Annotated in this window: 23 protein-coding genes; 10 read left to right on the forward strand and 13 right to left on the reverse strand. The window is 58.0% G+C overall.

The window, feature by feature from the left end; genetic code table 11:
- Positions 1 to 122 precede the first annotated feature (122 nt).
- Together ACJ8IJ_RS19625 and dcuR are read left to right on the forward strand one after the other, a co-directional pair.
- Positions 123 to 1,736 (forward strand): sensor histidine kinase, encoded by a 1,614-nt coding sequence (locus tag ACJ8IJ_RS19625; protein WP_004940962.1) that lies wholly within the window; start codon positions 123 to 125, stop codon positions 1,734 to 1,736.
- Entirely contained in the window at positions 1,729 to 2,448 is a 720-nt protein-coding gene (gene dcuR / locus ACJ8IJ_RS19630) for a two-component system response regulator DcuR (protein WP_004940959.1), read from the forward strand. Before ACJ8IJ_RS19625 ends, dcuR begins: the two co-directional genes overlap by 8 nt.
- A 37-nt stretch (positions 2,449 to 2,485) precedes the next feature.
- Here dcuR and ACJ8IJ_RS19635 read toward each other — a convergent pair whose 3' ends face one another.
- The 3 genes from ACJ8IJ_RS19635 to fabV all read right to left on the reverse strand — a co-directional run bounded on the left by ACJ8IJ_RS19635 (position 2,486) and on the right by fabV (position 4,991).
- Positions 2,486 to 2,821: a hypothetical protein gene (locus ACJ8IJ_RS19635; RefSeq protein ID WP_004940957.1), complete on the reverse strand. Its 336-nt coding sequence runs from the start codon at positions 2,819 to 2,821 to the stop codon at positions 2,486 to 2,488.
- A gap of 48 nt (positions 2,822 to 2,869) precedes the next feature.
- Complete coding sequence (locus ACJ8IJ_RS19640) at positions 2,870 to 3,175, reverse strand: hypothetical protein (RefSeq protein WP_004940954.1); 306 nt, start codon at positions 3,173 to 3,175, stop codon at positions 2,870 to 2,872.
- A gap of 616 nt (positions 3,176 to 3,791) precedes the next feature.
- On the reverse strand, positions 3,792 to 4,991 hold the full coding sequence (gene fabV, locus ACJ8IJ_RS19645) for an enoyl-ACP reductase FabV (RefSeq protein ID WP_004940952.1): 1,200 nt from the start codon (positions 4,989 to 4,991) through the stop codon (positions 3,792 to 3,794).
- A 276-nt stretch (positions 4,992 to 5,267) separates the two neighbouring features.
- Between fabV and ACJ8IJ_RS19650 the strand changes: the two genes are divergently transcribed.
- Entirely contained in the window at positions 5,268 to 6,044 is a 777-nt protein-coding gene (locus ACJ8IJ_RS19650; RefSeq protein WP_053089782.1) for a DUF4225 domain-containing protein, read from the forward strand.
- On the forward strand, positions 6,044 to 6,346 hold the full coding sequence (locus tag ACJ8IJ_RS19655) for a hypothetical protein (RefSeq protein ID WP_042784229.1): 303 nt from the start codon (positions 6,044 to 6,046) through the stop codon (positions 6,344 to 6,346). Before ACJ8IJ_RS19650 ends, ACJ8IJ_RS19655 begins: the two co-directional genes overlap by 1 nt.
- A gap of 50 nt (positions 6,347 to 6,396) precedes the next feature.
- Here ACJ8IJ_RS19655 and ACJ8IJ_RS19660 read toward each other — a convergent pair whose 3' ends face one another.
- The gene (locus ACJ8IJ_RS19660) at positions 6,397 to 6,747 is read right to left on the reverse strand and encodes a DUF4377 domain-containing protein (protein ID WP_004940949.1); all 351 of its coding nucleotides are present in this window, start codon (positions 6,745 to 6,747) and stop codon (positions 6,397 to 6,399) included.
- Between the two features lie 248 nt (positions 6,748 to 6,995).
- Here ACJ8IJ_RS19660 and ACJ8IJ_RS19665 point away from each other — a divergent pair, with 248 nt between their 5' ends.
- Complete coding sequence (locus ACJ8IJ_RS19665; protein WP_049188181.1) at positions 6,996 to 7,346, forward strand: hypothetical protein; 351 nt, start codon at positions 6,996 to 6,998, stop codon at positions 7,344 to 7,346.
- 74 nt (positions 7,347 to 7,420) lie between these two features.
- Positions 7,421 to 7,639, forward strand: a complete 219-nt coding sequence (locus ACJ8IJ_RS19670) for a hypothetical protein (RefSeq protein ID WP_004940942.1) — start codon at positions 7,421 to 7,423, stop codon at positions 7,637 to 7,639.
- Here ACJ8IJ_RS19670 and ACJ8IJ_RS19675 read toward each other — a convergent pair.
- The 5 genes from ACJ8IJ_RS19675 to ftnA form a co-directional block, all read right to left on the reverse strand.
- Complete coding sequence (locus tag ACJ8IJ_RS19675) at positions 7,636 to 8,040, reverse strand: hypothetical protein (protein ID WP_049188179.1); 405 nt, start codon at positions 8,038 to 8,040, stop codon at positions 7,636 to 7,638. The two genes, ACJ8IJ_RS19670 and ACJ8IJ_RS19675, sit on opposite strands and share 4 nt — an antisense overlap.
- 489 nt (positions 8,041 to 8,529) lie before the next feature.
- On the reverse strand, positions 8,530 to 8,871 hold the full coding sequence (locus ACJ8IJ_RS19680) for a YebY family protein (RefSeq protein ID WP_033633333.1): 342 nt from the start codon (positions 8,869 to 8,871) through the stop codon (positions 8,530 to 8,532).
- Positions 8,872 to 8,940: 69 nt separating this feature from the next.
- The gene (gene copD, locus ACJ8IJ_RS19685) at positions 8,941 to 9,822 is read right to left on the reverse strand and encodes a copper homeostasis membrane protein CopD (protein ID WP_004940888.1); all 882 of its coding nucleotides are present in this window, start codon (positions 9,820 to 9,822) and stop codon (positions 8,941 to 8,943) included.
- 2 nt (positions 9,823 to 9,824) lie between these two features.
- The gene (gene copC, locus ACJ8IJ_RS19690) at positions 9,825 to 10,208 is read right to left on the reverse strand and encodes a copper homeostasis periplasmic binding protein CopC (protein ID WP_442518471.1); all 384 of its coding nucleotides are present in this window, start codon (positions 10,206 to 10,208) and stop codon (positions 9,825 to 9,827) included.
- A gap of 324 nt (positions 10,209 to 10,532) precedes the next feature.
- Complete coding sequence (gene ftnA, locus ACJ8IJ_RS19695) at positions 10,533 to 11,051, reverse strand: non-heme ferritin (protein WP_015377481.1); 519 nt, start codon at positions 11,049 to 11,051, stop codon at positions 10,533 to 10,535.
- A gap of 344 nt (positions 11,052 to 11,395) precedes the next feature.
- Between ftnA and ACJ8IJ_RS19700 the strand changes: the two genes are divergently transcribed.
- Positions 11,396 to 11,626 carry a DNA polymerase III subunit theta gene (locus tag ACJ8IJ_RS19700; RefSeq protein ID WP_016928156.1) on the forward strand — a complete coding sequence of 77 codons (231 nt, stop codon included), beginning with the start codon at positions 11,396 to 11,398 and terminating at the stop codon, positions 11,624 to 11,626.
- Positions 11,627 to 11,657: 31 nt separating this feature from the next.
- Here ACJ8IJ_RS19700 and pip read toward each other — a convergent pair whose 3' ends face one another.
- Together pip and ACJ8IJ_RS19710 are read right to left on the reverse strand one after the other, a co-directional pair.
- On the reverse strand, positions 11,658 to 12,611 hold the full coding sequence (gene pip / locus ACJ8IJ_RS19705; protein WP_004928848.1) for a prolyl aminopeptidase: 954 nt from the start codon (positions 12,609 to 12,611) through the stop codon (positions 11,658 to 11,660).
- Positions 12,612 to 12,767: 156 nt separating this feature from the next.
- Positions 12,768 to 13,163, reverse strand: a complete 396-nt coding sequence (locus ACJ8IJ_RS19710; protein ID WP_015377479.1) for a RidA family protein — start codon at positions 13,161 to 13,163, stop codon at positions 12,768 to 12,770.
- A 148-nt stretch (positions 13,164 to 13,311) separates the two neighbouring features.
- On the opposite strand from ACJ8IJ_RS19710, the gene ACJ8IJ_RS19715 reads away from it, so the two are divergent.
- Positions 13,312 to 14,208 (forward strand): LysR family transcriptional regulator, encoded by an 897-nt coding sequence (locus tag ACJ8IJ_RS19715; protein WP_004928843.1) that lies wholly within the window; start codon positions 13,312 to 13,314, stop codon positions 14,206 to 14,208.
- 4 nt (positions 14,209 to 14,212) lie between these two features.
- Here the strand turns inward: ACJ8IJ_RS19715 and dksA are convergent, their stop codons facing one another.
- The gene (dksA, locus tag ACJ8IJ_RS19720; protein ID WP_004928840.1) at positions 14,213 to 14,638 is read right to left on the reverse strand and encodes an RNA polymerase-binding protein DksA; all 426 of its coding nucleotides are present in this window, start codon (positions 14,636 to 14,638) and stop codon (positions 14,213 to 14,215) included.
- A 369-nt stretch (positions 14,639 to 15,007) separates the two neighbouring features.
- Here dksA and ACJ8IJ_RS19725 point away from each other — a divergent pair, with 369 nt between their 5' ends.
- Together ACJ8IJ_RS19725 and exoX are read left to right on the forward strand one after the other, a co-directional pair.
- Positions 15,008 to 15,754 (forward strand): carbon-nitrogen hydrolase family protein, encoded by a 747-nt coding sequence (locus ACJ8IJ_RS19725; RefSeq protein WP_442518472.1) that lies wholly within the window; start codon positions 15,008 to 15,010, stop codon positions 15,752 to 15,754.
- Between the two features lie 26 nt (positions 15,755 to 15,780).
- A complete protein-coding gene (exoX, locus tag ACJ8IJ_RS19730; RefSeq protein ID WP_033644251.1) occupies positions 15,781 to 16,449 on the forward strand; it encodes an exodeoxyribonuclease X in 669 nt (222 codons plus the stop codon).
- A gap of 35 nt (positions 16,450 to 16,484) precedes the next feature.
- Here the strand turns inward: exoX and ACJ8IJ_RS19735 are convergent, their stop codons facing one another.
- Positions 16,485 to 18,518: a S9 family peptidase gene (locus tag ACJ8IJ_RS19735; protein ID WP_075685761.1), complete on the reverse strand. Its 2,034-nt coding sequence runs from the start codon at positions 18,516 to 18,518 to the stop codon at positions 16,485 to 16,487.
- Between the last annotated feature and the right edge of the window lie 25 nt (positions 18,519 to 18,543).

Here is an 18,543-nt window from a genome sequence, read left to right on the forward strand (position 1 = left end):
GCTTTTGTAACTAAAATAACCCCTCCGCCCCCCGGCAGCGTGCTATAACCTGCTGCCGGTAACTGCAGCTTGCCGCATTCCTCGCTAGAATACGCCGTGATATCGCCATTCGGAGAACCGCCATGCCAAAACAACGGGTGCCGCTCAAGCTGAGCACCTCCATCACGCTGATGGTGTCCGCCATCATCGCTTCGGTGCTGCTGGTGGTGTTCGCACTGTTTTTCGTGCAGATGAGCCGCGAGGGGCAAGATCAGCTGCAGCAAAAAGCCATCGCCGTCGCCAACACGCTGGCGCTCTCCAACACCGTGATCGACGGCCTGCAGCGACGCGATCACAGCGGCGCCATTCAGCGCTTCGCCGAGCAGGTGCGCCATCAAAACGAGCTGCTGTTCGTGGTGGTGGTGGATATGCAGGGCATCCGCTATTCGCACCCTAAACCCTGGCTGATCGGCAAGCATTTTATCGGCGACGATTTGGCGCCCGCGCTGCAAGGCAACGTCAACAGCGCCATCAACCGCGGCACGCTGGCTCCGGCGCTGCGGGTGTTCGTGCCGGTGTATGACGATCAGAAAAAACAAATCGGCGTGGTGGCGCTCGGCATCGCGCTGGACACCGTGCAGCGGGTGGTGGCGGAAAGCCGATGGATCATCTATTGGACCATCGCCTTCGCCGCCCTGGTCGGCAGCCTGGGCACCTTTTTCCTGGTCTCTGCGCTCAAACGCATCATGCTGGGTTTCGAGCCTTACGAAATCTCCAACCTGTTCGAACAGCGCAACGCCATGCTGCAATCGATTAAAGAAGGCGTGATCGCGGTCGATAATGAATCCCGCATCACCATCGTCAATGACGAAGCCAAGCGCCTGCTGCGCCAGAGCGGGCCGGTGGAAAACCTGCTGCTGGAAGCCGCCAGCAAGCATTGGCCGGCGCAGCTGCATCTGGCGGAGGTGCTGGCCAGCGGCGAACCGCTGCGCGATCGGCAGATCAGCTTCAACGGCAGCGAACTGCTGACCAATACCGTGCCGGTGATCGTCAACGGCCAGGTAACCGGCGCCATCGCCACCTTCCGCGATAAGACCGAGATCAGCCGCCTGCTGCAGCGGCTGAGCGGCATGGCGCACTACGCCGACGCCCTGCGGGTGCAGTCGCACGAATTTATGAACAAGCTGCATGTGATACTCGGCATGCTGCATATGAAGGCCTATCAGCAGTTGGAAAACTACATCATCAACACCGCCAGCAACTACCAGGAAGAGATCGGCGCGCTGCTGCGCAAGATCCATTCGCCGGAGGTGGCAGGCTTCTTCATCGGCAAGATCAGCCGCGCCCACGAGGCCGGCATCGAACTGACCATCGAGGAAAACAGCCTGCTGCCGGAAACCGACGATGCGGAAACCACCCACGTGCTGATCAGCGTGCTCGGCAACCTGATCGAAAACGCCATCGACGCCATCGACGGCGTTGAGGGCCACGAGATCGGCCTGAGCTTCCATCATCACGACGATCAATTACACTGTATCGTCAGCGACGACGGCCCCGGCATCGATCCGGCGATCGGCGCGCGCATCTTCGAACACGGATTTTCCACCAAGGGAACGGGACGCGGCATCGGCCTGGCGCTGATCCGCAGCCATCTGGAGAAACTGGGCGGCAGCATCGATTTCGAATCCGAACCGGGCGAGCTGACCCAATTTTTCGTGCACCTTCCCTATCAGGCCAAGAGCAGAGCCCATGATTAACGTACTGATTGTCGACGACGACCCGATGGTGGCGGAGCTGAACAAATACTACCTGAGCCAGGTCGGCGGTTTTCACTGCCAGGCGACGGTCGCGACCCTGAGCCAGGCGCGCGCCCTGCTGGCCGACGCCAGCGTCAGCATCGATCTGGTGTTGCTGGATATCTACATGCAGCAGGAGAATGGGCTGGATCTGCTGCCCGGCCTGCGCGAGCTCGGCGAAAAGACCGATGTGATCATCATCTCCTCCGCCAGCGACGTGAACACGGTGCAAAAAGCGCTGCACTACGGCGTGGTGGATTATCTGATCAAGCCGTTCCAGTTCAGCCGCTTCAAGGAGGCGCTGAGCCACTACCGGCAGCAGTCACAGCTCTTGGCGCAACGCGAGTTTTCGCAGGCCGACGTCGACAGCCTGTTGCGCCGCCAGCCCGGCGGCCAGGAGAGCAAAAAGCTGCCGAAGGGCCTGACCAGCATCACCCTGAGCACGGTGTGCGAGTGGATCGAGCAACAGCACGACAGCGAATTCTCTACCGACAATCTGGCCAACGCCATTGGCATTTCGCGGGTGTCCTGCCGCAAGTACCTCATCTATCTGGCGGAAAGCGGTATCCTCGGCACCCGTATTCTGTACGGCGCCACCGGCCGGCCGGTCTATCTGTATCAGCTGAAACCGGACGCGATCGCCATGCTGAAAGAGCATTGCCGCCCGGCCTAAACGACGTCGGGCGCAGAAAGCGCCCGGACGTTAAAGGTTAGAAGTTGTGCATGTAACACTTCGCCTCGGGATGAGGATCTTTCGAGTGTCTGCGCAGGCAACGCTGCTTTTTCTGCTGCTGTTCCAGGTTCCGCTGCTGCCGCTCGGCGGTCTCAGCGGCTTCGCGCTGCTGTTCGCGTGCAATCGCCTGCTCGTTGGCCAGCGTCAGGTTATCGACATTCCACACCTTGTGGCGCAATGCGTCGCGCTTTTTCTGGTACTCCTCGGTGACCTTACTGTCCTTCGGCGCCGCCGCATGGTATTCCAGATCCACCCGCGCCTGCGCGAAGCTGGAACAACACAAGGCCACGCCGGCCAACACGATCCTTTTCATCAATGACTCCTTTTACATTACATCGCTAGACTCTGCGTACACGCCGGCTCAGCAACCGTTCGGCGATGCCGTCGGCTTTTCCTCTGAACGGGAGACGCGCTGCCCGCCGGTGACGGGCGCTTTGCCGGGCTCGATAGCGCACTCCGCCAACCGCGCCAGCTCTTCCGCATCGCGCTCTGTCGGCGGCGCTTCCTCGCTCATTTCCTGACGCAGATCCTGCGCCAGCGCTTTCAGGCGCTTTTGAAACAGCACCGGCGACACTCCTTCGCACGGCCTGTCGTAGCGCGCTGCGCCGGCGCTTTGGCTTAGCGGCGGCAACAGCAAGAGAAAGATCGCGGCCATGTTCTTCGTCATGGGCAACTCCTTTGATTACGCCGAAATAAACCGGCGGTTCCCTATAAGGAAAACGAATTGTCTGCTAACGCAATGAATGGTCAAGCCACGGCAGAATAACGCAGGAAAGGTAAACCCTCCGACAATATCGGCAGAATGCGCGCATTAATTTGGCTGAATATATTTAGCGGTTTAACGATCGAATATTTTCGACCCATCTAACGTACCGCCAATACCGATATTACCTTCATGCAATACCGACGAGGCAGACTCACCCGCCATGATGCGTTGCCGCTGTTCCCGCGTGGCCGGCTGAGGCTGAGACCAGTCCGGGGACGTCGACGTTGGCTGGATCGCGCTGCAGCCGCCCAACAAAAACAACGATACCGTGGCACAATAACGCCATGTCATAGCTTTCTCCTTAAAGGAAATAAAATACCCGCAGCCGGCGGCAAGGGTAAATAAAAAATGACTTTCTTTAGTTTAATAACCGCCGTTATTTCACCATCCGACTGCCGATGTTAACCACCCGGTTCCTCTGTTAACCCGAAATAAACATTTTCGCTTAGCCACCCGATAATTCGCAGGCAATAAAAAAGGCCGGGCTAACCCGACCTTGTTTGACCGCTCGACGCGCTTAGACCAGCTCGATCACATCGAAATTGGCTTCGCCGCTCAGATCGGCGTCGTAGTCAACGCCCTGCAGACCGAAGCCGAACAGGCGCAGGAATTCCGCCTTGTAGCCCTGGTAATCCGTCAGTTCGTTGATGTTGTTGTCGTTCAGCTGCTGCCAGATTTCACGACAGGTTTCCTGCACTTCGTCGCGCAGTTCCCAGTCATCCAGACGCAGACGGTGCTTCTCGTCGGTGTCCGGCGCCGCACCGCTGTACAGCTTGGTGGCGAACAAACGCTGGATCTGCTCGATGCAGCCTTCGTGAATGCCCTGCTCCTTCATGATTTTGAACACGATGGAGATATACAGCGGCATCACCGGAATGGCGGAGGAAGCCTGAGTCACCACCGACTTGAGCACCGCAACGTAAGCCGCGCCGCCTTTGGCCTGCAGCTTCTGGTTGATGGCGTGCGCCGCGCGATCCAGATCTTCTTTCGCCTTGCCCAGCGTACCGTGCCAGTAAATTGGCCAGGTCAGATCGGTACCGATGTAGGAGTAAGCGACCGACTGCGCGTTATCCGCCAGCACGCCCGCTTCGTCCAGCGCGTCCATCCACAGCTGCCAGTCCTGGCCGCCCATCACCTTCACGGTGTCGGCGATTTCTTGCTCGTTGGCCGGCTCGACCACGGCTTCAACCAGCACGTCTTTGTTGGTGTCCAGCGCGACGGATTTGTATGGCTCGCCGATCGGCTTCAGTGCGGAACGCACCACTTCGCCGGTTTCCGGCATCTTACGCACCGGCGAAGCCAGCGAGTAAACCACCAGGTCAACCTGACCCAGGTCTTTTTTGATCAGATCGATCACGGTCTGACGGCACTCGTTGGAGAATGCGTCGCCGTTGATGCTTTTCGCGTACAGGCCTTCTTCTTTAGCTGCCTTGTCGAAACCGGCGGAGTTGTACCAACCGGCGGAACCGGTTTTGCCTTCGCTGCCAGGCTTCTCGAAAAATACGCCGATGGTGGCCGCACCGCTGCCGAAAGCGGCATTGATGCGCGAGGCCAGACCGTAACCGGTGGATGCACCAATGACCAGCACCTTTTTAGGCCCGTTTTTCAGTTCGCCGCGTGACTTAACGTAGGCGATTTGCTCACGGACGTTGGCTTCACAGCCTGCCGGGTGAGCGGTGGTGCAGATAAAACCACGAATTTTAGGTTTGATAATCATAGTAATTTTTTCTTGGTAGCTAAAAACCGAAGGACAATATACCTGATTTTCTCGATATACTTAAGAAAGTGCGAAAACAAGCGCAGTGAACAGACCAGTTAAGTCGATGGTTCAGGGTTGCCCAACTCCGCATCGTGATGTCTTCACACGCCACGCCTCGTCCCCTCAGCGAGTTCAAGCTTTCCCTCTTCAAATCAGCGAAAGTTGATCAAGCTTCTGGCGTTGCGTTATGGTGTGGCTGTTTTTCGGTCGAAATCCAGGGAGGAACAAAGAAAAATGGATAATCCACTGTTACTAAAAGAACGTTTAAATACCTACTCGCAAACGATGGCTCGCCAACAAGGACGTATGCTTTTAGAACTATCAGAACGCGTTAATAGGGACTTTTTAAAAGATCGGACAGTCGGTAATGCCTTCAGACATGAGATGCACTGCTTTGTGAATGATAAATTGCAAAAATGCCAACAAGTAGGTGAAGCGGCGAATGTTGCAATGAGAGAAATGAAGCAAGAATATCAATCGCTTTCTGAGCAAGAGCGCTTATTGCGAACTGACGCCGTGACGCCTTATGCCGTAATGAGAAAGAAAGTCAATCATGACGCCGTAGTGACCTACGTGTTAGCCGGCGTTGGCTTCCTCTCGGGAATAGCACAAATTTTACTCGGCGTGGGCTTGGATTGGACTGGCGTCGGTGCCATTCCAGGAACGTTACTTTTAATCAATGGCATCAATAATGTCTACGAAAACGGTTATACGCTGTTATTTGGCAAGAATACTATTGGTCCAGGCCGAATGATGTACCGCTCTGCGGCTTCAACGCTAGGCTATTCCCATTCCGCAGCAGACATGGCGTTAGGTGGCGTAGACTTACTGTTATCAGGCTATGGTTTACTAAAACTGTCGCTGAAACCCGAAGCCTGGCGATTATTTCGTTACATCAATACAGACTATATTCGCGGTTGGAGGAACATGGGAAGAGCCAGCTTGATGCTTGAAGGTGGCGCAGATGTCTCAACCATTAATTCCATTTATAAAAGCAGCCAGGAACAGTGATGGAACCGACTTTATATTATATTTTTTCTACTCTCGCTGCCGCGGCCTGTCTGGCCGTGAAATACGTCTTCAGACCGTCTCTGGGTTCCAAGGGTTATGTCGTTCTGGTTACGATATGCTTTTTAATCCTTTGCTGGCAATTTACCCTTTTTGCCAACGGCAACACGATGTTTATTGCTGACTCTGAAACATGGGCTAAAGAGAATTGGCCTCTACGCTACTGTGCGCTGGGGTTTGCTCTTGCACATGCCTTCGCCACTTTCGAATCCTCCAAAAGAAAGAAAAAAGACAAACTTTCCTGAAAACGTCACCACCAAATGAAACGCCATTTGGTGGTGACGAGATAGATCCATTACGCCTTGTTCTTTTCCAGCTGCTCAATCAGCGTGTAACGCAGCGATGAGGCATCGGCCGGTACGTTCTCCACCGGGGTGACGCGCACTTTCAATCGATACTGATAGCCCGGTTCGAAGGTGAAGCCCTCGATGCCGGTATAGAACAACTCCCACGGCTGCTGCGCGGAGCGGCGCACCTGCATGCACTTCATCGGGCCGACGCCCACGCAGTCCACCAGCGCGCTGTTCACCAGCAACACTTCCGTTTGGCCGCCTTTCTCGTTTGCGGGCTGATTCATCGAGGTTCCCTCCTGGCTGCAGCCGGCCAGCGCGGCCAACGCAACAAATAACAACGCTTTAATTTTCAATGTACTGCACCAATAGTCATCCAGGGGCGCCATGCTAACAAATTAACCGGCCCAAGAGAACAGATAGCGCTACGGTTCCACACGCCCCAAATATCATTCCTCTGTGCTCTATCAGTCTGGAAAATATCGCAAAATAAACCCCCTGTTCTTATTCGAACCGGTAATTACCCCCGCTATTTTTTCTGTTAAAAACAGCTGGCTTGCGCAAGCTTTACTGAATCTAACTGAATCGATAAAGAGGGAATTTTATGCAAGAGATCGATGCCAAACACTTTCATCTGATCGCCGGCGCCGGTAACTTTGGCGACAACCGCGGCAGCAATGGCCGCGTCAACAACAACGGCGGCAACAAGAACGGGGGCGGGTCATCCAATCAGGGATTCTACGGCAAGCACACCTCGCCGGATTGCGTTAACGGCGTGATCACCGGCTCTCTGGGCGGCCTTGGCGGCCTGGCGGTGGGCGCGCTCAACGGCGGCTGCTTCAAGGAGGGCAGCAAGGGCGGCGGCAACGTCGGCATGGGGAAAGGCGGCAACAAAAACAGCGGCAGCAGCTGCAATAACAATAGCAGTAAAGGCGGCAATACCTGTTCGCGCTAAGCGGTTTTAATTAATCAAAGCTCCGGCTGAGCCTCTCCGTTCGGTCGGCGCTTTCCGTATTTTTGGTGATAACCATGTTTAAACTGTTTCGTACCTTATGCCTGCTGCTCGGCTTCTGGATCGCCACCCTGCTGCTCAGCGGCGCGGGGGTCTCCTTTACCCACGGCTACGCCGCGCCTAAAAATCTGTCGCATTTCGTCGTCTCGCTGGTGGTGGTTGGCGCCATCCTGCTGTGGACCCATAAATTGCTGCGGTTCTTTTTTGCCGAGAAATTTGAGAAGAAACCGCGTTAAGCCGTGTTCTCGTTGGGGGCGCCGCCCGCAACGATAAAACCGGCATCGCGAATCGCCGCCTTAACCTGCCTGGCGTCCATCACGGCCGTTTTCACATAGCCAAAAAAGGCCACCCGTGCGCCGGGCAAACGGACTGGCGTCGCCAGTTGGGCCATAAGCTCACGATTGCGCCGCGCCATCAGCTCGGCGCGCGCCTGCCAAAAGGCGGCCGGTTCGGAGGGGGCTTCAGTGGCGGTTTCGAACTGAGACGCCAACTCGCTGAGCGCCTCCCACTCCGCCAACAGGGCGGCAACCACTTCAGGGTTAGCCACCTGCCCCCAGTCAGAGGGTAAGGCCCCCTCACGCCACGCCTCGAGATAGCCGGGCAGCGCCCTCTTCAACTGATTCAGCCGATCGTTCAACGCAGGTTTCCTTTTACAACGCCTAATGCTTTGATATTCTGCATAATGCCACTCTCGTTAAACCGATAATGGGAGCAATGAACGGAGCTTATCAGCGCCATAAATGACGTAATGACTTTTGGTGCGGCTAAATTAGCGATAGGTGCGGGTGGTGTGTGGAGCCGGAGATCGGGCTGAGGTGTTACGACTGGAAAGAGAAACCAGAATTTTATTGGCGTCTTAAGTGGAATTTTCTTATAAATCAATCACACAAAAAAAGACCGAATACGATTCCTATATTCGGTCTAGGGAAATGGCTCTTGGGAGAGAGCCGTGCGCTAAAAGTTGGCATTTAATGCAGGGCTTGTTCAGCCGTGCACTTTAAGAGTAGCCTACCGCGCCAGTTTTGCCAGCCGCCCGGCGGCTGCGTGATAGTTTCGTGACGAAATAACTATGCGGCAAATGCGCATCAATCTGCGCACGCTGGGCAAGGCGTTGGCAAACAAGCGGTTAGTCAGCGCACAGCTTCTCGGCGCGCTCGATAAACGGCGCCATGCTCATTTTTTTCCCCGGTTCGGCAGGGTCGTCCAGCAGGATCACCTCCAGCGGCTGCGCGCGCTGATGGCCCTTCTTCACCTGCTGCTCCGCCACGTCGTTGAGCGGATATTGCATCAGGGTGCTGTTATTCAGCACGAACAGCGCGCCGCCGCTGCGGCACTGCAGCGTCACCTCTTCCTTGGTGAACGCCCACTGTTTGCCGTACTCCAGTTTGGTGATGTTCACCAGTTTGTCTGCCGCCAGCGCGCCGGTCGCGGTTGCCAGCAGCGTAATGCCGAGTAATACCGATTTCATGTGATGGCCTTAAGGTTGCTATTCGCGCCGATTTTCCCGCAGCTTGGCCGGTTGCGGCAAGCTGAAATGTCATACCGGCGCATAGGTTGCAAATAAACTGACCAGCAGCAGCACCGCCATCCCCAGCCCGACTTCGAGCCAGCAGGCCAGCACCACGCCACGCTGCGCCAGCGCCGGTACGCGGCTCATCGCCGGCACGATGGCGTAGCGATTGGCCAGCGCCACCATCACCATCAGCGCCACCAGCGCGGTTTTGATCAGCAGCAGGCGCTGATAAGGCGAGCCGAGGTTGAGCGGCCAACCGCCGAGAATGATCAGGCTGTTGACGATGCCGGTGACGATCACCGCCGCCACCGCCAGGTGCCCCCAGCGCGAGAAACGGATCAGCGTGGTAATGGCGTCGCTGCGCCACTGCGGCGGCGGCAGGTAACGCAGGCAAACCAGCAGCGGCGCCAGGCTGCCGAACCAGTAACCGGCGGCCAGCAGGTGCACCGCATGGTTGGCGCGGTGCAGCGCGCCCAACGCGCCTTCATGCATCGCCGCGTGGCCGATGAACGCCAGGCTCACCAGCAGCAGCGCCGAGCACAGCGCCAACGCCTGCGCGCGCGGCCGTTCCGGCAGCAGCAGGCTCAGGATCGCCAGCAGCGACAGGCCCAGATGCCAGCGCCACACTTCGCCGAAGGTGGTGCCGAGCACCGCCCACCAGACCTCCAGCCGCCAGGCGTCTTGCCAACCGTCGCCCATCTGCCCGGCCTGAATGGCCAGCAGCGCCACGGCGGAAAGCCCGGCAATCCAGGTGCCGGCAAGCAGCAGCGGACGCACATCGCGGGAGAGGATCGGGGAGAGGCGCTGCGGTGACAATAAGGCGGTGAACAGACTGATGCCGAACATCAGCATCACCGCCGCAAAGTGCACCAAGCGACACAGAACGAACAGGGTCGCCAGACTCACGATCAGTTTACGGTGAAGCTGTACTGGCCTTTGGTTTTATGCCCGTCGACCGACACCACATGCCAGCTGACGTTGTATTTACCCGCGCTCAGCTCGCCTTCAATCGGCACGTTGACCTGGGTGTTGTTGTTCGGATCGAGCTGCAGTTTGCCGGTTTTCACCACGGCGTTGTCCGGGCCGATGATTTTCACGCCGCTGAAGTTTGGTTCGATGCCTTCGGAGAAGCTGAGGGTCAGCGCCTTCGGCGCCGGGCTGACGCTGGCGTCGGCCTTCGGCGTTTCCACTTTCAGGTGAGCGTGCGCCAGCGCTTGCTGCGAAGACAGGCCGACGAACAGAACGAAAACGGTGGAAAGCAGGCGACAGGAGGAACGAATTTTACCGATCACAGTGGTATCCCTTAACAATATAAAGAGGGTCATAAGGGTTAAGGCCACAGCCAAGGCGATGTATCAGCGGCCCCAACCCACCGCAATGATTGCGCCACGGGTAAACAGAAAAACGGGTTGTATCGGCTAACCCGCTGTTTTGACTCTACCATCCCTGTAGCGTATCGCGGTAAATCATAACGACCACGCCGCGGCAAGTCGAGCGCATCACTGGCATTTTGCGATCCGGCAGCACGTATCGCCGCATAACCGCGATAAACGCAGGGTAAAAAAAACCGCGCGTCAGGCTCGCCCGCGCGCGGTTTTTCGATGCTCAGGTGCAGATCAGGCCTGGTCGTTGCCGCCCTGGCCCATCGCGCCCATTTTCTTCAGATCTTTGTCGATGAAGAACAGGCCCTTGCCGCTGGTGCCCACCAGCGCCAGCTTGTCCAGCACGGATTTGAACAGTTTCTCTTCTTCATGCTGCTCCGCCACGTACCACTGCAGGAAGTTGAAGGTGGAGTAATCGTGTGCGGTCATGGCGGCGTGCGCCAGTTCGTTGATCTGACGAGTGATCAGCTGTTCGTGTTCGTAGGTCTGCTGGAACACGTCCGCCAGCGACTCAAACGCCACCGGCGGCGCGGCGATGGTGCCCAGCAGCGGCAGAGAGCCGGTGTCGCTCAGATAGTCGAACAAACGTTGCATATGCTGCATCTCTTCCTGAGAATGCTCTTTAAGAAATGCGGCGGCGCCTTCAAAGCCTTTATCGCTGCACCATGCGCTCATCTGCAGATACAGGTTGGCGGAGTAGAACTCCAGATTCAGTTGCTCATTCAGCTTTTGAGTCATTTCTTGCGTCAGCATAATGATTCCTTTTATTTTGCAGGTCATGAATTTAATTTCCGCGCATTATGCCTTGCTGCCGTAAAAATAAAAACACATTATTCACACCAAGCAAACATTAATTATAAAAATCATAAATATCAATAAATTAAAATATCAAACCCACATTGAGAATTCACATGATAATTATTTTCATCTTTTATTTTAATCAAAAAGCGAATCATTCTTATTTAAAAGAATAAATAGATTGCATTACTCTCGGATAAATATCGCTCCCGGCAACGGCGTAATGGGCTTGCCAAGCGCCGCCGGGTGGATTACCTTCTGCGCAGATTCAATGCGGCAAAGTAAGTAAGGAGCATAGCGTGGGTTACAATCTGGCCGAGCTGTCCAAAGAGGAAATGGACAGGGTGAATGTGGATCTCGCCGCCTCAGGCGTGGCGTACAAAGAGCGCTACAACATGCCGGTGATCCCGGAAGTGGTGGAGCGCGAGCAACCGGAAGCGCTGCGCGACTATTTTCGCGAGCGCGTGGCGCACTACCGCGCGGAATCCCACAAGTTTTCGCGCCTGCCGTACGAGCCGAAGGCTAAATAGAAAAACCCGCCGTTACGGCGGGTTTTTTGCGTCACTTGCCGGCAAACCGGTCGGTGGCGATCATCAGCTGGTGCAAAATGCCCGGCTCATCATACGAATGCCCCGCCCCTTCCACGATATGCAGCTCCGCCTCCGGCCAGGCCTTGGCCAGGTCCCAGGCATTCTGCACCTGGCAGGCCATGTCATAACGGCCGTGGACGATCACCGCCGGAATATGGCGGATCAGCGGCACGTTGCGCAGCAGTTGGTCGTCGCTCTCCAGGAAGCCCAGATGGGTGAAGTAGTGGTTTTCAATGCGGGCGAACGCCAGCGCGAAATCATCCTCGCCGAACGAAGCGGATTCGCGGCTCGGCAGCAGCGTGACCGTCTCCCCTTCCCACACGCTCCACAGCTTGGCCGCTTCAAGCTGCACCTGCGGATCGGCCGAGGTCAGCCGCTGCCGGTAGGCGGCGATCACGTCTTTACGCTCGTCATCCGAGAGGATGGACAGCACGCGCTCCCATTTTTCCGGGAAGAAGCGCGAAGCGCCGTCCTGGTAATACCAATGCAGCTCCTGCTTGCGCAGGGTGAAGATGCCGCGCAGCACCATTTCACTGACGCGCTCCGGGTGGGTCTGCGCATAGGCAAGCGCCAGCGTGGAGCCCCAGGAACCGCCGAACACCAACCATTGTTCGACGCCGGCCATTTCCCGCAGCCGTTCGATATCGGCCACCAAATGCCAGGTGGTGTTGTTGTCCAGGCTGGCATGCGGACGGGAGCGGCCACAGCCGCGCTGATCGAACAGCAGCACCTTATAGCGTTCGGGATCGAACAGCTGACGATGATGCGGGGAGATGCCGCCGCCCGGCCCGCCGTGAATGAAAACCGCCGGCTTACCGTTCGGGTTACCGCTCAGCTCCCAGTAGATCCGGTGGCCATCCCCAGTGTCCAGCCAACCGCTGTCGTATGCCGCTAACGGCGGGTACAAACCTCGTAATTGTTCCATGGCGCTTTCCGTCTCTCTGTGAGTCATGCTTTCATCAAAGCGGAAGCCGCCCGGCAGGTCAACGGTAAAACCCGAAAACTCGAACGCGCGCCGGGAACTCGGCGCGCGTTTGCTCAAAATCACAACGACCTGCTTGCAAAACGCCCACAGGCCCGATCAGTTGAGGTGCGCGATCGCGCTGATCTCCACCAACTGCTCGGGCGAAGCCAGCCCGGTGACGCCGATCAGCGAACCGGCGGGCCGGTGAGCGCCGACATAGCGTTTGAACAACGCAACGCAGGGTTCAAAATGCGCCTGTACGTCAGTCAGATAGATCTCCACATACGCCAGGTTCGAACGTTCGGCGCCGAATCCCGCCAATACCCGATCCAGGTTGTCCAACGTCTGTTGGGTTTGCCGTTCGATATCGCCCGCGCCGATAAACTCACCCTGCATATCATGGGAAAACTGCCCTGAAATGTAGAGGGTGTCTTTGACGCGAACGCCTTGGGACACGCCATTCTCCTCTTCCCAAATGACCCCGTGATGGTAGTGCGTGATGCCGTTTTTCATGCTGCTTCTCCAACCGTTTATCGTTTCCATGGCGACTATAATCGTTTGATTGGCGAATGGACGTCGTCACTGAAACGACATTGGATATGCAGTTAATTCATTGAATATGTTAAATTAATCATCTTATCATCGAATCTCGGGGAGCGGCATGTTGCGGGCGAATCTCAATGACATTCAGGTTTTCATGGCCGTCGTCGACGCCGGCAGTTTTGTCGCCGGCGGACAGACGATGGGGCTGTCGCGCTCGGCGGCGGGCAAAGCCATCGCGCGTCTGGAGCAGCGGCTGAGCGTGCGGCTGTTGCATCGCACCACGCGTTCGCTTGGCCTGACCGACGAGGGGCGAGAGTTTTATCGGCGCGGTCTGCAGATCCTCGCTTCGGTCGACGACGCCGAGGCCAGCGTGGCCGGCGACAAAGGCACCGCACGCGGGGTGCTACGGTTGACCGCTCCCGCCGCCTTCGGCAGACGGATCCTGTTGCCGCTGGTGCCGAAATTTCTCGTCGCCTGGCCTGAGGTGCAGGTGGAGATCAGTTTTTCCGATCGCCTGGCGGATATCGTGGAAGAAGGATTTGATTTAGCGGTACGGATCGGCGTCACGGCGCCGGATACCCGGCTGGTGTCCAGAACCCTCGCCAGGTATCGCGCCCTGCTGTGCGCCTCCCCCGCCTACCTCGCCGCCCGTGGCGAACCGCAAACCGTCGAGTCGCTCGCCGGGCATGAGGCTCTGCTGTTCAGCAGCCGCAACCAAAAACAGCCCTGGCGGCTGCGCGACGAGCGCGGCGAATGGGTCAAGGCCCCGGTGCGCGGCCGCCTGCGGCTGGACAGTGGGGAAGCGTTACGCGACGCCGCTCTGTCCGGGTTGGGCATCGCGTATCTGCCGGAGTTTATGATTGCGGAGGACTTGGCCGCCGGCCGTCTGCGGCAGGTGTTGCGCGCCGTGGCGGGTGAAGAAGTCAGGATTGTGGCGCTCTATCCGAATAAGCGCCTGCTGGAACCTCGCGTCAGGCGCTTTCTCGATCTGTTGGTGGATACGCTCGGCGGCTGAGACCTTACCCGCCTTTACGCATATGCGGCTCGCGCATCTCCTGCGCGGTTTTCGCCTCGATGCTTAGTTCCGCCGTCGGGCGCAGCAGCAGGCGCGCCAGCCCGATGGGTTCGCCGGTTTCCCGGCAGTAGCCGTATTCGCCGTTCTGCAAGCGCGCCAGCGCCGCATCGATTTTCGGCAACAGGCGGCTTTCGCGATCCAACTGGCGGAACAACAGGCGCAAATCCTCTTCGCGCGCCGCCTTGTCGGCCTCATCGCCCGTCGCTTCGCCGCCATCGATCTCTTTTTTCAGCTCATCGATGTGCAGCAGCAGCTTTTGCCGCTCATCCTGCAGCAGCTGACGGAAAAACGCCCGTTGAACCGAGTTCATATAATCAGAATCCGGCATGGCCAGCAGTTGCTGCGCGTCCGGTAATGCCATCACAGTCATTGCGTTCTCCGAATATTGAAAGTGTAATATTATAACATAATAATTATTTTTATCACCCGGTCATCCTAAAACAAAATTTCACGTGCAAACAGCCGGTTAAGTGCAATTCGCACTTTGTCGCTTGCATCCTGCCGGCTTTAGGCGGTTAATGGCTGAGCAAGCCACCCAATCATAGGTAACGAGAGGCCATCATGAGTAAGGGAATGGATAGCAAAAAAAATGCGAAGAAGAAGCCGTTGAAAACCCCAGCTGAGAAACGTGCGGAGAAACGCGCCAAAAAAGCGCATCCGTCTGGTGAGTAAGCGTCCTTCCATCCGTCATTAAACCCGCCAAGGCGGGTTTTTTATTGCCTCACAGGAGAGATGGCCGATGTCCTGTTTCACCCTCGCCGCCGCCCAATACCCCGCCGCTGCGGCCGATATCGCCTGCAACCTTGAACGTCACCTTGAATTTGTCGCGCAGGCAGCCCAACAGCAGGTGCAGCTGCTGGTGTTTCCCGAACTGTCGCTAAGCGGCTATGAACTGGCTGATGCTGCCGAACTGGCGCTGACGCTGGGCGATCCGCGTCTGCAACCGCTCGCTGCGGCGGCGCAATCGCATCAGATGACGATCGTCGTCGGCGCGCCCTTACGCAGCGGCCAGGCGCTGCATATCGCCGCCTTGATCTTTCACCCCAATGGCGCATTGACGCCCTATACCAAGCAGCATCTGCACGGCGAGGAACGGCAACGGTTCTTGCCCGGCGATGGCGGCTCGCTGCTGGAAATACATCGGCAACGCATCGCGCTGGCTATCTGTGCCGATACTTCGGAGCCCGGCCACGCAAGCGCCGCCGCGCTAGCGGGCGCGCAGATTTATGCTGCCGGCGTGCTGGTATCTGAAGCCGGTTACGCGAAAGACAGCGCCGCGCTGGCAGGCTATGCCCGGCGTTACCGCATGGTCACGCTGATGGCCAACCATGCGGCGCCGACCGGCGGCTGGATCCCAGCGGGCCGCAGCGCCATCTGGGATGAAACGGGAGAGCGCCTGATTGCCGCGCCGGGCGACGCCCCCGGGCTGGTCATCGCGAGCAGGAACGCCGACGGTTGGCACGGCCACCTGTGCCGGTTAAGCTAGAGCCTGACGGCAACGCGGAGGAAAGCATGACGTTACGCGTAATAGATACCGAGACCTGCGGGCTGGACGGCGGCGTGGTGGAAGTGGCCTCCCTCGATCTGCTCGACGGCCAGTTAACCAACCCGATGAGCGATCTGATCAGCCCGGATCGCCCCATCAGCCTGGACGCGATGGCGATTCATCACATCACCGAACAGATGGTGGAAGGCAAACCGCGCATTGCGGTGGCGATCGGCCGCTATCAGGGCAGCCCCTACTATGTGGCGCACAACGCCGCCTTTGATCGCGGGGTGTTGCCGGAGATGAACGGCGCCTGGATCTGCACCCTCAAGCTGGCGCGCACGCTGTATCCGGACATCAAGTACGGCAACCAGTATCTGCGCTACGCGCTGAACCTGGACGTGCAACTGCCGGCAGACGCCACGCTGTACCCGCACCGCGCGCTGTACGACTGCTACGTCACCGCCGCGCTGCTGCAGCGCATCATCAAGGATTCGGGCTGGACGCCGGAGCAAATGGTGCAGATCACCGAACAGCCGGTGCTGCTGAAGAAGTTCAAATTCGGCAAGTATCGCGGGCAAGAAATCGATCGCATCGCCCAGGAAGATCCCGGCTATCTGCGCTGGATGCTGAAATCCATCGACGATCTGAGCCCGGACATGAAACACACGCTGAAATACTATCTGATTGGCTAGCACAGCGGGCGGCGCAGGCCGCCCGCTGTTCGCCGTTACTCCGCCAGCGCCAGAATGAAGGCGTACTCCAGCGCAATATCCTCATAGGCCTTGAAGCGGCCGGATTTGCCGCCGTGGCCGGCATCCATGTCGGTATACAGCAGCAACTGCCGATCGTCGGTTTTCAGCTCGCGCAGCTTGGCCACCCACTTGGCCGGCTCCCAATACTGCACCTGCGAATCGTGCAGGCCGGTGGTCACCAGCAGATGCGGGTATGCCTGCGCCTTCACCTGATCGTACGGGCTGTACTGTTTGATGTAGTCGTAATAGGCCTGCTCGTTCGGGTTGCCCCACTCGTCGTATTCGCCGGTGGTCAGCGGGATCGACTCGTCCAGCATTGTGGTCACCACATCGACGAACGGCACCTGCGCCACCACGCCGTGGAACAGCTGCGGCGCCTGGTTGATCACCGCGCCCATCAGCAGGCCGCCGGCGCTGCCGCCCATGGCGAACACCCGCTTGCCGTCGCCGTACCCCTGGGCGATCAGCGTTTCGGTCACGTCGATAAAGTCGTTGAAGGTGTTCTGCTTGTTGAACAGTTTGCCGTCTTCATACCACAGCTGCCCCAGCTCACCGCCGCCGCGAATGTGCGCCAGCGCGAACACGACACCGCGATCCAGCAGGCTCAGGCGGCTGGCGCTGAACGCCGGATCCATGCTGCTGCCGTAAGAGCCGTAGCCGTACACCATCAGCGGGTTGGCGCCGCGCTGGAAGCTATCCTGGCGATACACCAGTGAGACCGGCACCTCGACGCCGTCGCGCGCCTTCACCCACACCCGCTCGCTGCGGTAGTTTTCCGGCGTGAAGTTCTTCACCTCCTGCTGTTTGAGCATCGTCCGCTCGCCGCTGTCCATATTCAGCTCGTACAGCGTGGTCGGGGTGGTCATCGACGAATAGCCGTAGCGCAGCAGCGCGGTTTCCGGATCCGGGTTATACGCCAGCCAGGTAGTGTAGGTCGGATCGTCGAAGGCGATGCGCTTCTCTTCGCCCGTCTGCCAGTGGATCTGGCGCAGCAGCGTCAGGCCGGCATTGCGCTCTTCCACCACCAACCAATCGCGGAACAGGCTGAAGCCCTCCAGCATTACGTCGGCGCGCGGGGCGATCAGCGTCTGCCACTGCGCTTCGTCCGCCTGCTCGCTTTGGTACAGGCCGAAGTTCTTGCCGTCCTTGTTGGAGCGGATGTAGAAATGCTGGTGATAGTGATCGATGGCGTACTCGTGATCCTTGCGGCGCGGCACGAACAGCTGCGGCTTGGCGTCCGCACGATCGGCGTCCAGCAGCAGGATCTCCGAGGTGGTGGTGCTGCTCAGGTGGATCAGGATAAAACGCTCGGAGGTGGTCTTCTCCAGCCCGACGTAAAAGGTATCGTCCAGCTCTTCGTAAATCAGCTCATCCTGCCGCGGATCGCTGCCCACCACGTGGCGATAGACCTGATACGGCAACAGCGTCTTGGCGTGCTTGCGCACGTAGTACACCGTCGAGGAGTCGTTAGCCCACTCGAAGCTGCCGGAGGTATTTTCCAACACTTCGTCCGCCCAGCTGCCGTCGGCCAGGTTCTTGAAGCGAATGTCATACTGGCGGCGCGACAGGAAATCTTCCGCTACCCCCAGCCGCTGATTGTCGGGGCTGACGTCCAGCCCGCCCAGGGTGTAAAACTCGTGGTTCTCGGCGCGCTGGTTGCCGTCGATAAGCACTTCCCAGTGCTCGCTCTCGGTTTGCGGCTGGCGCACATAAATCGCGTATTCGTTGCCCGGTTCGTAGCGCGTCTGATAGCGATAGCCGTGGCGCACGTAAGGCACCGAATGTTCCTGCTGCGGAATGCGCGCCACCATCTCTTCGTACAGGGTTTCGCGCAGCGCCTGCTGCGGCTTCAGCATCGCATCGGTGTAGGCGTTCTCCGCCTGCAGGTAGTCCAGCACCTGGCGGTCTGCGCGCTCGTCGTCGCGCAGCCAGTAGTAGTCATCCACGCGCGTGTCGCCGTGGATGGTGATGGGATAAGGGCGTTTTTCCGCTTTCGGTGGGGTCATCATTACTAAATCATCCGCTTACATAGAT

Source organism: Serratia sp. CY40230 (genome assembly GCF_052168835.1).
Classification (GTDB): domain Bacteria; phylum Pseudomonadota; class Gammaproteobacteria; order Enterobacterales; family Enterobacteriaceae; genus Serratia; species Serratia nematodiphila.

Bases quoted from the DNA above. Each gene is read 5' to 3' on its own strand.
- ACJ8IJ_RS19625 (WP_004940962.1), top strand. From the start codon at position 123: ATGCCAAAACAACGGGTGCCGCTCAAGCTGAGCACCTCCATCACGCTG.
- dcuR (WP_004940959.1), top strand. From the start codon at position 1,729: ATGATTAACGTACTGATTGTCGACGACGACCCGATGGTGGCGGAGCTG.
- ACJ8IJ_RS19635 (WP_004940957.1), bottom strand. From the start codon at position 2,821: ATGAAAAGGATCGTGTTGGCCGGCGTGGCCTTGTGTTGTTCCAGCTTC.
- ACJ8IJ_RS19640 (WP_004940954.1), bottom strand. From the start codon at position 3,175: ATGACGAAGAACATGGCCGCGATCTTTCTCTTGCTGTTGCCGCCGCTA.
- fabV (WP_004940952.1), bottom strand. From the start codon at position 4,991: ATGATTATCAAACCTAAAATTCGTGGTTTTATCTGCACCACCGCTCAC.
- ACJ8IJ_RS19650 (WP_053089782.1), top strand. From the start codon at position 5,268: ATGGATAATCCACTGTTACTAAAAGAACGTTTAAATACCTACTCGCAA.
- ACJ8IJ_RS19655 (WP_042784229.1), top strand. From the start codon at position 6,044: ATGGAACCGACTTTATATTATATTTTTTCTACTCTCGCTGCCGCGGCC.
- ACJ8IJ_RS19665 (WP_049188181.1), top strand. From the start codon at position 6,996: ATGCAAGAGATCGATGCCAAACACTTTCATCTGATCGCCGGCGCCGGT.
- ACJ8IJ_RS19670 (WP_004940942.1), top strand. From the start codon at position 7,421: ATGTTTAAACTGTTTCGTACCTTATGCCTGCTGCTCGGCTTCTGGATC.
- ACJ8IJ_RS19680 (WP_033633333.1), bottom strand. From the start codon at position 8,871: ATGAAATCGGTATTACTCGGCATTACGCTGCTGGCAACCGCGACCGGC.
- ftnA (WP_015377481.1), bottom strand. From the start codon at position 11,051: ATGCTGACGCAAGAAATGACTCAAAAGCTGAATGAGCAACTGAATCTG.
- pip (WP_004928848.1), bottom strand. From the start codon at position 12,611: ATGGAACAATTACGAGGTTTGTACCCGCCGTTAGCGGCATACGACAGC.
- ACJ8IJ_RS19710 (WP_015377479.1), bottom strand. From the start codon at position 13,163: ATGAAAAACGGCATCACGCACTACCATCACGGGGTCATTTGGGAAGAG.
- ACJ8IJ_RS19715 (WP_004928843.1), top strand. From the start codon at position 13,312: ATGTTGCGGGCGAATCTCAATGACATTCAGGTTTTCATGGCCGTCGTC.
- dksA (WP_004928840.1), bottom strand. From the start codon at position 14,638: ATGACTGTGATGGCATTACCGGACGCGCAGCAACTGCTGGCCATGCCG.
- ACJ8IJ_RS19725 (WP_442518472.1), top strand. From the start codon at position 15,008: ATGTCCTGTTTCACCCTCGCCGCCGCCCAATACCCCGCCGCTGCGGCC.
- exoX (WP_033644251.1), top strand. From the start codon at position 15,781: ATGACGTTACGCGTAATAGATACCGAGACCTGCGGGCTGGACGGCGGC.
- ACJ8IJ_RS19735 (WP_075685761.1), bottom strand. From the start codon at position 18,518: ATGATGACCCCACCGAAAGCGGAAAAACGCCCTTATCCCATCACCATC.